Genomic DNA, 10,609 nt, shown 5'->3' on the forward strand with positions numbered 1-10,609 from the left:
GTCGATGCGACAATAGAGGGCTAAATGACAAGTTCCTTTTCCAATCTATCGCTGGCCGAGCCGCTGGCGCGTGCCGTGGCCGAAATGGGCTACGAGTCCATGACGCCCATCCAGGAGCAGGCCATTCCGGTCGTGCTCACGGGGCAAGACGTGATGGGCGCCGCCCAGACCGGCACCGGCAAGACGGCGGCCTTTTCGCTGCCCCTGCTGCAGCGCCTGCTCAAGCACGAGAACAGCTCCACGTCGCCCGCACGCCACCCCGTGCGCGCCCTGGTGCTTCTGCCCACGCGTGAACTGGCCGACCAGGTCGCGCAGCAGATCGCTCTGTACGCCAAGCACACCAAGCTGCGCAGCACCGTGGTGTTCGGCGGCATGGACATGAAGCCCCAGACGCTGGAGCTCAAAAAAGGTGTGGAGGTGCTGGTGGCCACGCCGGGCCGTCTGCTCGACCACATCGAGGCCAAGAACGCGGTGCTCAACCAGGTCGAGTACGTGGTGCTCGACGAGGCCGACCGCATGCTGGACATCGGCTTTTTGCCCGACCTGCAGCGCATCCTGTCCTACTTGCCCAAGACCCGCACCACGCTGCTGTTCAGCGCAACGTTCTCGCCCGAGATCAAGCGCCTGGCCGGCAGCTACCTGCAAAACCCGATCACCATCGAGGTGGCTCGCCCCAACGAGACGGCCTCCACGGTGGAGCAGCGCTTCTACAGCGCCAATGACGACGACAAGCGCCGCGCCATCCACCAGGTCCTCAAGACCCGGGGCATCAAGCAGGCCTTCATCTTCGTGAACAGCAAGCTTGGCTGCGCGCGCCTGGCCCGCAGCCTGGAGCGCGAAGGCCTCAAGACCGCGGCCCTGCACGGCGACAAGAGCCAGGACGAGCGCCTGAAGGCCCTGGAGGCTTTCAAAAAGGGCGAAGTCGACCTGCTGGTGTGCACCGATGTGGCCGCTCGCGGCCTTGACATCAAGGACGTGCCCGCGGTGTTCAACTTCGATGTGCCCTTCAACGCCGAAGACTACGTGCACCGCATCGGCCGCACGGGCCGTGCGGGCGCGTCCGGTCTGGCGGTGACCCTGGTCTCGGGCAGCGATGCCCGCCTGGTGGCCGACATCGAGAAGCTGATCAAGAAGAAGATCGACCTCGAAGCCGTCGAGTACGACGAAGACCAGCCCCGTGGCCGCATCAACGACGGCCGCCGCGCCTGGCGCGAAGCCGGCGAGACCGGCGATGGGCGCGACGCCATCTCGTCCGGCCCGCGCCGCGAACGGGAGCGTGAGCGTGGTGATTTCCGGGGTGGGCGCGAGTCCCGGGAAACGCGCGAACAGCACCGGGGCTTCCGCCCAGCCGCTGTCTCCCGCGACCCGTTCTTCGAGAAGCCCTACGAAGCCAGCGCCGGTGTCGATGCCGCCCCCGCCTGGGAAGCCGCCAAGTCGGCGCCGCGCAGCAGCGTGTCTGCCAACATCAAGCCCAAGCGCAAGGTCGCCGCGTTGTTCAAGGCCGTCTCGCCCGAAACATCGACCCAGTAACCGCTGCTTCCTGCCAGCACCAAGATAGCTGCCACCGCCCGATGCATGGGTGCTGGCGGCTATGTTTTTTGTAGCGCGTGCCTTGTCTTGCCGGTCGCGCCAGGTCAAGCATGCCCGGCGTGGCCCGCGCTGCGGCCCGGCTCGCCGCTTGGAGCGGGCGGCAGGACGCAGGGTCGTTGGTCAGGGGCAGTGAGTGCCACCACGCACGCTTGGCGGCCCGGCAGCGGGTCGTGGACTGCGGCCGCGTTCCGCGGGGCCTCCTGGGCCGTGCCGAAGAGCCGCCCAGGCACGCAGCGCCCGGCGCCTGGGCATCCAGCGCGGCACCGCAGTAGGTGCGGTAGTCGTCGGGCTGCAGGCACTGCTGGAGCCTTTGGTGTTGTCCTGAGACGCCCGCGGTAGGCGTCTTCAGGCGCCGGGCGCCTGGGCCTGCTCGCAGTGCACCTGCAGCAGTTCGCGGTCGGCCAGCGTGGCGCCAAAGCGTACCGCGCTCAGGCAGCCCCCCCACACGCAGCCCGTATCGAGCCCGAGCAGGTCGCTGCGATTGAGCCCGCCCAGGGTGGACCAGTGGCCGAACGCGATCAACGTGCCTGCGGTGCGGCGGCCTGGTGCCTCGAACCAGGGCAACAGGCCGTCGGGCGCGGCGCTTGCGCTCTCGCTGCTTTCGAAATCCATGGCGCCCTGCGGCGAGCAAAAGCGCAGCCGCGTGAGGGCGTTCACGATCACGCGCAGGCGGTCCTCGCCCGCGAGGCTGTCGTCCCACCGGTCGGGGGTGTTGCCGTACATCGCCTGCAGGAAGTGGGGCAGGCCGGGCCCGCGCAGCACGGCCGCTATTTCGTCGGCGCGCGCCAGCGTGTCGGCGGCGGACCATGCGGGCAGCACGCCCGCATGCACCATCAGCAGCCGCTCGCCCGCGTGCTCGTGCGCGAGGGCCAGTGGCTGTTCGCATACCCACCGCAAAAGAGCATCGCGGTCGCTGGCCTCCAGCACGGTGGCCAGCGTGTCGCGTTTCGATGGCTTGCGCACCCCGTGGGCAGCAGCCAGCAGATGAAGGTCGTGGTTGCCCAGCAGGCTGCGCAGGGCGCCGTCATTTGCGATGCAGCGGCGCAGCACGGCGGCCGAGTCGGGTCCGCGGTTGACCAGGTCGCCCAGCAGATACACGGTGTCGCGGCTGGCAGAAAACCCAATCTCGTCGAGCAGGCGGCCCAGTGCGCTGTCGCAGCCCTGGATATCGCCGATGCAGTAAAGCGCCATGGTGGAATTCTTGTGATGGAAGGCGGTGATTCTCGGTGGATTCCAGGCTCTGCCGTACGCATATGTGCACCGGCCAGCGCCCTTATGTGTGGGCAATTTGCATCGGTCGCCGATTGCCGCGAAAGCCGTGAGCGATGCAGCACAACAGGTGTGCAGCTTTCACCGGACCGATATTCACTATTTACACGCAGTGCGCCCCTGGTTCACAAAAGGCATCGCACGCGGCGGTCCGGCCATCCGCACGGTGATAGTGGGACCTGTCCTACAAATGCTGTGCGGTTTAATCCGACATTGAAAAATAGGATCTTTGGGGCGCGGTGAACCGTGCAGCAGAAAATATTCCTATAATCGCGCCTGTCATTCACCCTTACTCCCAAATCCTGACACCATGACTACCAGCTACAAAGAACTCCTGAAGCAACGCGAAGCCCTCGAACAGCAAATCAACGAAGCGCGACGCAGCGAATTGTCGAGCGCTGTGGCCCAGGTGCGTTCGCTGGTGGCTGAATATGGCCTGACGGCGCAGGACGTGTTCCCTTCCGGCCGGGGCGCTGGCAAGGGTGGGGCCCGCAGCTCTACGGCTGGCACCAAGGTGGCACCCAAGTACCGCAACCCAGCCACCGGTGAAACCTGGACAGGCCGTGGCAAGGCTCCCAAGTGGATCCAGAACGAAAACCGTGACAAGTTTGCAATCTGATTCAGGTCTGGCGCAGTGAGCGTATTCCGGATGGTAAAAAAGCCCGCTGCACGCGGGCCTTTTTTATGGTCTGTTAATCCCCTTGATGGTGCATGCTGATTTGCTGAAAGCCGCAGTTTTCAAAGCCAGGTTCTCGCGGCACGGGTTGTCCACGCCTGCAGTCGTGTGGAGTACTTTGCAAAAGCCGGCACCGTTGGGTCGAGCGTGTTGCCGATAATTAGGTGGAAACCCTTGTCGTTGTACGCCGGGTTTTGTGGAACTTCGCCTGGCGTGCGGTGTGGCAATGGCCTGCGCGATTCAATCCGGCTTGTTTTGCGCAGCCATCCCGCGCAGCACCTGCGCCGTGAAATCGTCCGCCGGAAAGAACGACTCCACGGCCAGTTCCTGCAAAGTCACATCGACCGGCGTTCCGAATATCGTGGTGGTGCTGATGAGGGAGAGCATGCCGTGGCGGCTTTCAAAGCAGAACGGCATTACCACGCCCAGCATTTCACCGGGCAGCACGGTGGTTTGGGCCCCCGCGGGCTCGGGATATTCGAGCAACTCCGCCTGCAGCGCGATCAGCGCCGGATCGGCCGTGGCATGGATCTGCTGGCGCAGCCGTTCGAACAGGTGGGCGCGCCACTGAGCCAGGTTGGCGATGCGCGCCGCGAGCCCGTCGGGGTGCAGGCTGAGGCGAAAGACGTTGATCGGCGGCGCCAGCAACTCGGGCGCCACATGGTCTGCCAGCAGTGTCTGGGCTGCGCGGTTGGCGGCCACGACGTTCCAGCAGCGGTCCAGCGCAATGGCTGGACAGGGCTCGTGGCCTTTGAGCACCAGCTCGACCGCCTGGCGGGCCGCCGCCAGGGCTGGGTCGTCCAGAGCGCGTTCGCGGTACATGGGCGCGTAGCCGGCCGCCACCAGCAAGGCGTTGCGCTCCCGCAGGGGCACCGCCAGGCGCTCGCACAGGCGCAGCACCATGTCCCGGCTGGGGTTGGTGCGCCCGGTTTCCATGAAGCTCACATGCCGTGTGGAAATGTCCGCCTCGTCGGCCAGTTCCAGCTGGCTCAGGTGGCGCTGCTGGCGCCACGTGCGCAGGTGGTCGCCGAATGACGCGGGCCCCGCGGGCCCCGCTGGCGCCGAGCGGTGGGGCAGGGCGGGGCGGGGAGTGCGGTGCGATGGAATGGAGGGGGAGGTCATGGGGCACATCCTAGGTTGAAACGGCGCGCAGGCCATTACCTGCCAGGTCATCGACGGTGTGTGTCATGCCGGGAACGATGGAGGCCTGTTCTTCATTTTTTCAACCCGCCAAGGAGCCTTCCATGTTCAACCTGCTGTCCTCCCCCCGATTCCTGCGTGCCGTGGTCTGGTTCGATGCTTTCACAGGTGTCCTGCTCGGCGCCTTGCACCTGCTGCTCACGGCGCAGTTGGCCGAATGGCTGGGTCTGCCCGCAGGGCTGCTGCAGGCCACTGGCGCAATGCTGCTGGTGTACGCCGCGCTGGCCACGGCGATTGCGCGGTCCGAGCCCATGCCCCGTGGCTGGCTGTGGGTGCTGATCGTGGGCAACTTCGCCTGGGCGCTGGCCAGCCTGGGGCTGCTGCTGGGCTCCACACTGGCACCGACGCTGCTCGGTCAGGCCTACTTGCTGGTGCATGTGGTGTCCGTGGCCATGCTGGCCGAGCTGCAGTGGTGGGGTATGCGCCGCCTGTCGACCTGGGCTGCTGCATAGTGCACACTATTCGGTTGCTATTAAATATATAGCTGTCGGCGCTTTGCCAGAAAGCGGTGGCGGCTATTTTTGCTTGAAGTCGGGGGAGTAGAGGGGCACGCCATGGGCCGGTGCGGTCCCGCCGCGCTGCTCGGGCAAGCCCCCACGATTGCACCGTCACGTGGGGCTGACAGAATAGACCTGTTGCGTAAAAAAACAGGAGTTCGCCATGGCCTCATCGCCCAAGCCGCCAGCCACCTCGACGTTCCGCCCCGCCAGCCGCCCCACGGGCCGCTCCGCTTCCCCCACCCCGCCACGCCACGCGTTTGCCAGCACGCTCAAGAGCTTTACCACGGCATCAGGCAAGGAGGGCAGGTTCTATTCGCTGCCAGCGCTGGCCAAGCAGTTCCCGCAGGTCAGCCGCCTGCCCGTGTCCCTGCGCATCGTGCTTGAATCGGTGCTGCGCAACTGCGATGGCCGCAAGGTGACGGCCGAGCATGTGCACCAGCTGGCGCACTGGGCGCCGAATGCCGAGCGCAAGGACGAGATCCCCTTCGTTGTCTCGCGTGTGGTGCTGCAGGACTTCACCGGCGTGCCGCTGCTGGCCGACCTGGCCGCCATGCGCAGCGTGGCCGCGCGGCTGGGCAAGAATCCCAAGAAGATCGAGCCGCTGGTGCCGGTGGACCTGGTGGTGGACCACTCGATCATGATCGACTACTACGGCAAGAAGAATTCGCTCGACCTGAACATGAAGCTCGAGTTCCAGCGCAACCGCGAGCGCTACGAGTTCATGAAATGGGGCATGCAGGCCTTCGACACCTTCGGCGTGGTGCCTCCGGGGTTCGGCATCGTGCACCAGGTGAACCTGGAGTACCTGGCGCGCGGCGTGCACAAGACGCAAGAGGGCGTCCACTATCCCGACACCCTGGTGGGCACCGACAGCCACACCACCATGATCAACGGGATCGGCGTGGTGGGCTGGGGCGTGGGCGGCATCGAGGCCGAGGCCGCCATGCTGGGCCAGCCGGTGTATTTCCTCACGCCCGACGTGGTGGGCTTCGAACTCACGGGCCAGCTGCGCGAGGGCGTGACCGCCACCGACCTGGTGCTCACGGTCACCGAGATCCTGCGCCAGCACAAGGTGGTGGGCAAGTTTGTCGAGTTCTTCGGCGAGGGCACGCGCACCCTGTCGCTGCCCGACCGTGCCACCATCGGCAACATGGCGCCCGAGTACGGCGCCACCATGGGGTTCTTCCCGGTCGATGAGAAGACCATCGACTACTTCCAGGGCACGGGCCGCACCAAGGCCGAGATCGAAGCCTTCGAGGCGTACTTCCGCGCGCAGGGCCTTTTCGGCGTGCCGCTCGCGGGAGAGATCGACTACTCGCAGGTCGTGCGCCTGAACCTGGGCGACGTCACCCCCAGCCTGGCCGGTCCCAAGCGCCCGCAGGACCGCATCGAGCTGGGTCAGGTCAGCCGCCAGTTCGCCGATTTGTTCAGCAAGCCCGCCGCCGGCAACGGCTTCAACCGCCCGGCCGAGCTGCTGCACACGCGCCACCATGTGCGCCCCGCCGATGCGCCGGCGGAGCCCGTGGCGCCGGCAGAGAAGCCGGCGCCTTCGGGCGGGCCGCGCTTTCTGGTGGAGATGGAGCACAACAAGCCCACGCTGGCCGCCGCGCGCGCCGAGGTGCCCGCGCAGCAGGCCAGCCAGAGCGGCGATGTGACGATCGGCAACGGCGACGTGCTGATCGCCGCCATCACCAGCTGCACCAACACCAGCAACCCCAGTGTGCTGCTGGCGGCAGGCCTGCTGGCCAAGAAGGCGGTGGAGGCGGGGCTCAAGGTCAAGCCGCACATCAAGACCTCGCTCGCACCGGGCTCGCGCATCGTCACCGAGTACCTCACCCAGACCGGCCTGCTGCCCTATCTGGAAAAGCTGGGCTTTGCGCTCGCGGGCTATGGCTGCACCACCTGCATCGGCAATGCGGGCGACCTCACGCCCGAACTCAACGATGTGATCACCAGCAACGACCTGGTGTGCGCGGCCGTTCTGTCCGGCAACCGCAACTTTGAGGCGCGCATCCACCCCAACCTCAAGGCGAACTTCCTGGCCAGCCCGCCGCTGGTGGTGGCCTACGCCATCGCCGGCACCGTGCTCAAGGACCTGATGACCGAACCCGTGGGCAAGGGCAAGGGCGGGCGCGATATCTACCTGGGCGACATCTGGCCCACCAGCGAAGAGATCCACCAGCTGATGAAGTTCGCGATGAACGGCAAGGCCTTCCGCGAGAACTACGCCAAGGTGGCCTCCGAGCCCGGCAAGCTGTGGGAGAAGATTCGGGGCGTCTCCGGCACCACCTACACCTGGCCTGCCAGCACCTACATCGCCGAGCCGCCCTTCTTTGCGCAGTTTGCTATAGAAAATGAAGCTGTCGGCGCAAGCCCATCGGTTGCCGGAGGCCAAAAGAGTGCCCCGCTGCCGTCCGTGCTGGGGGCACGCATCATGGCGCTGTTCGGCGACTCCATCACCACCGACCACATCTCGCCCGCAGGCTCCATCAAGGCCACCTCGCCCGCAGGGCAGTGGCTGCAGCTCAACGGCGTGCAGAAGACCGACTTCAACAGCTATGGCGCGCGGCGCGGCAACCACGATGTGATGATGCGCGGCACCTTTGCCAACGTGCGCATCAAGAACCTCATGATCCCGCCCGGCGCCGACGGCTCGCGCGAGGAGGGCGGCGTGACCCTGTTCCAGAACGAAGGTCCGCTGCAGGGCGAGAAGATGTTCATCTTCGACGCCGCCATGCAGTACATCGCACAGAAGACGCCCACGGTGATCTTCGCCGGCGAGGAGTACGGCACCGGCTCCAGCCGCGACTGGGCGGCCAAAGGGACGCAGTTGCTGGGCATCAAGGCCGTGGTGGCGCGCAGCTTCGAGCGCATCCACCGCTCCAACCTGGTGGGCATGGGCGTGCTGCCGCTGCAGTTCAAGGCGGGGCAGTCCTGGGAGACCCTGGGCCTGACGGGCAATGAAGAGATCGACGTCGTGCCCGATCCAGCGCTCGCCCCGCAGAGCGACGCGCAACTGGTGATCCGCCGCGCCGATGGCTCGCGCGAAGAGGTCATGGTCACGCTGCGCATCGACACGCCGATCGAAGTCGACTACTACCAGGCGGGCGGCATCCTGCCGTTCGTGTTGCGCCAACTGCTGCAGGGTTGAGGGCCAGGCCGCTGCGCCCTTGTCGGTCGCAGCGCCGCACACGCCCGACAGGCAAAGGCGGCCGCAAGGATCCCGAGTGTCTTACTCATAGATACACTTGTGACGTGATGTAGAACTTTGTAGAAATACGCACGCCACATTCCCTGTCCATGCCGCCCCCGCTTGACCAACGCCCCACCAGGGCGCGCCTGCCGCTGCCGACCGATGCGCCTGCCGCCACGGTGGTGCTCGTCGTGGCTGTGCTGGCACTGGCCGTGGTGCCGCTGGCGCAGGTGCTGGGCGAGGGGGCCGGCGCGCAGCACGGGCTGGAGCCCTTCATGGAACTGATGGCCGTGCTGCTGGGCCTTCTGGTGGTGTCGGTCTCGCTGCACACGCTCGAAGCACCCGGCCAGGGCCGCGCCAATGTGCTGGCGGTCGGGTTCGGCGTGGCGGCGGCCTGCAACTTCCTGCATGGCGTGCTGGCGCACTCCACGCCTGTACACATGCCGTCGGCCACCTCGGACATCTCGCTGTGGCTCAGCAGTTGGGCGCGGCTGGCCGAGGCCATCACGCTGCTGCTCATGGCCCGCCAGGTGTCCGCCCCAGGCCCTGCCAAGGTCTGGCTGGCGGGGGCGGGCGCCCTGGCGCTCCTGCTGGTGGGCTCATCGCTCGGCCCGCTGCCAGCGTGGTTCGCGTCGGCCGCTGACGGGGGGTTGCGGCGCTACCTGGCTTGCGCTCTGGTCGTCGCGTTGGCCGTGGCCGCGTTCTGGTTCCATCAGGGGGCACGGCGCCGGGCACAGCCCCGCGAGCGGGTGTATGCCTGGGCGGCTTTCGCGTTCCTGTGCGGCGAGGTCGTTGTGGCGGTGCTGGGCGGCCACTCCCCCGTGGGCGGTCCGCTGGCGCATGGCCTGAGGGTCGTGGCCTATGCCCTGCTGTACCAGGCGGTGTTCAACGCCGGAATTCGCCTGCCGTTTGCCCGCGTGCAGGAGGCCGAGCGCCGCCTGCGCGAGAGTGAAAGCCGCCTGTCGCTGCTGGGGCGCAACCTGCCGCACAGCGTGCTTTACCAAGTGGTGCGCGAGCTGGACGGCCGCACCCGTTTCGTCCATGTGGGCGAGGCGCTGGAGCGGCTGCATGGCGTGACCGCGCAGGAAGCCCTGCGCGACCCGCTGCGGGTGTACCGCCAGATCCTCCCGGAAGATCTCAAGCGCTTGCGGCAGATGGAGCGCGCGTCCTTCCTCACCATGACCAGCCTGGACATGGTCTTTCGCATCCGTCGCGCCGACGGCCAGTTGCGCTGGATGCACCTGAGCGCATCGCCACGCCTTCTGGACGACGGCCGCGTGATGTGGGACGGCGTTCAGACCGACATCACCGCGCACCACCTCGCCGAAGAGGCGGCCCATGCACACGAGGCCTTGATGGCCAACATGCTGCGGCAGGTACCCGGCGGCGTGGCGCGGCTGGACAAGGACCTGCGTGTGCTCTACGTGAACGAGCAGCAGGCGCGCTGGCTGCGCACCCAGCCTGCGCAGCTGCAGGGGCAGTTGCTCAAGGACGTGCTGCCCCCCGAACTGATGGCGCGCATGCAGCCGCACTTCGACAAGGCCTTCGCGGGCGAGACGGCGGTGTTCGAGAACCGCGTTGACGCGCCCGACGGCCCCCAGTACCGCCACACGACCATCGCCCCCGAGGCCGTTGCCCAGCAGGGGGTGTCTGCCGTGGTGGTTTTCGCCTATGACCTGACCGAGCTCAAGCGCATCGAGACCGAACTCGCCCAGCAGAAGGCGCACCTGGCGCGCGTGGTCAATGCCATGCCCGACATGGTGTTCCTCAAGGATGCGCAAGGCGTGTACCTCTCGGTCAATCCCGTATTCGAGCGCTTTGCGGGACTGCGCGAGCGCCAGATCGTGGGGCGCAACGACTTCGACTTGGTCCCGGCCTCGGAGGCCGAGCGCTTTCGCAAGTACGACCAGCGCGCCATGCAGGCCTGGCAGCCGCTGGTGTATGAGGAAACGCTCACCTTTGCCGAAGATGGGTACCAGGGTCAGTTCGAGACCATCAAGACGCCGATCCGCGACCTGCACGGCCGTGTGACCGGCGTGCTGGGCGTGTGCCGCGACATCACGGACCGCAAGCGCGCAGAGCAGGAGATCGAGCGCCTGGCGTTCTACGATGCGCTGACCGGTCTGCCCAACCGCCGCCTGCTGCTCGATCGCCTGCAGCGTTCCATCGCGGCCTGCCAGC

Annotated in this window: 7 protein-coding genes; 5 read left to right on the forward strand and 2 right to left on the reverse strand. The window is 66.7% G+C overall.

What is annotated here, in order from left to right; translation table 11 throughout:
* Positions 1-24: 24 nt before the first annotated feature.
* Positions 25-1,530: a DEAD/DEAH box helicase gene (locus tag KW835_RS25850; protein ID WP_218387616.1), complete on the forward strand. Its 1,506-nt coding sequence runs from the start codon at positions 25-27 to the stop codon at positions 1,528-1,530.
* Between the two features lie 405 nt (positions 1,531-1,935).
* On the opposite strand, the gene KW835_RS25855 is transcribed toward KW835_RS25850, so the two are convergent.
* Positions 1,936-2,781: a symmetrical bis(5'-nucleosyl)-tetraphosphatase gene (locus tag KW835_RS25855; RefSeq protein WP_218387617.1), complete on the reverse strand. Its 846-nt coding sequence runs from the start codon at positions 2,779-2,781 to the stop codon at positions 1,936-1,938.
* A 388-nt stretch (positions 2,782-3,169) separates the two neighbouring features.
* Here KW835_RS25855 and KW835_RS25860 point away from each other — a divergent pair, with 388 nt between their 5' ends.
* A complete protein-coding gene (locus KW835_RS25860) occupies positions 3,170-3,478 on the forward strand; it encodes an H-NS family nucleoid-associated regulatory protein (protein WP_218387618.1) in 309 nt (102 codons plus the stop codon).
* 297 nt (positions 3,479-3,775) lie between these two features.
* Here KW835_RS25860 and KW835_RS25865 read toward each other — a convergent pair whose 3' ends face one another.
* Complete coding sequence (locus tag KW835_RS25865) at positions 3,776-4,657, reverse strand: helix-turn-helix domain-containing protein (protein WP_218387619.1); 882 nt, start codon at positions 4,655-4,657, stop codon at positions 3,776-3,778.
* 122 nt (positions 4,658-4,779) lie between these two features.
* Here KW835_RS25865 and KW835_RS25870 point away from each other — a divergent pair, with 122 nt between their 5' ends.
* From KW835_RS25870 to KW835_RS25880, 3 genes are all read left to right on the forward strand, one after another.
* Positions 4,780-5,187 carry a hypothetical protein gene (locus KW835_RS25870; protein ID WP_218387620.1) on the forward strand — a complete coding sequence of 136 codons (408 nt, stop codon included), beginning with the start codon at positions 4,780-4,782 and terminating at the stop codon, positions 5,185-5,187.
* A 208-nt stretch (positions 5,188-5,395) separates the two neighbouring features.
* Positions 5,396-8,386: an aconitate hydratase gene (locus KW835_RS25875; protein ID WP_218387621.1), complete on the forward strand. Its 2,991-nt coding sequence runs from the start codon at positions 5,396-5,398 to the stop codon at positions 8,384-8,386.
* Positions 8,387-8,535: 149 nt separating this feature from the next.
* Positions 8,536-10,609 (forward strand): PAS domain-containing protein (locus KW835_RS25880; protein ID WP_255593967.1); only part of this gene is annotated, 2,074 nt, incomplete at its 3' end.

It is taken from the genome of Acidovorax sp. sic0104, from assembly GCF_019219095.1.
Taxonomy (GTDB): domain Bacteria; phylum Pseudomonadota; class Gammaproteobacteria; order Burkholderiales; family Burkholderiaceae_C; genus Acidovorax.

Excerpts from the sequence above, each read along its gene's own strand:
- KW835_RS25850 (WP_218387616.1), top strand. The coding sequence starts at position 25 with ATGACAAGTTCCTTTTCCAATCTATCGCTGGCCGAGCCGCTGGCGCGT.
- KW835_RS25855 (WP_218387617.1), bottom strand. The coding sequence starts at position 2,781 with ATGGCGCTTTACTGCATCGGCGATATCCAGGGCTGCGACAGCGCACTG.
- KW835_RS25860 (WP_218387618.1), top strand. The coding sequence starts at position 3,170 with ATGACTACCAGCTACAAAGAACTCCTGAAGCAACGCGAAGCCCTCGAA.
- KW835_RS25865 (WP_218387619.1), bottom strand. The coding sequence starts at position 4,657 with ATGACCTCCCCCTCCATTCCATCGCACCGCACTCCCCGCCCCGCCCTG.
- KW835_RS25870 (WP_218387620.1), top strand. The coding sequence starts at position 4,780 with ATGTTCAACCTGCTGTCCTCCCCCCGATTCCTGCGTGCCGTGGTCTGG.
- KW835_RS25875 (WP_218387621.1), top strand. The coding sequence starts at position 5,396 with ATGGCCTCATCGCCCAAGCCGCCAGCCACCTCGACGTTCCGCCCCGCC.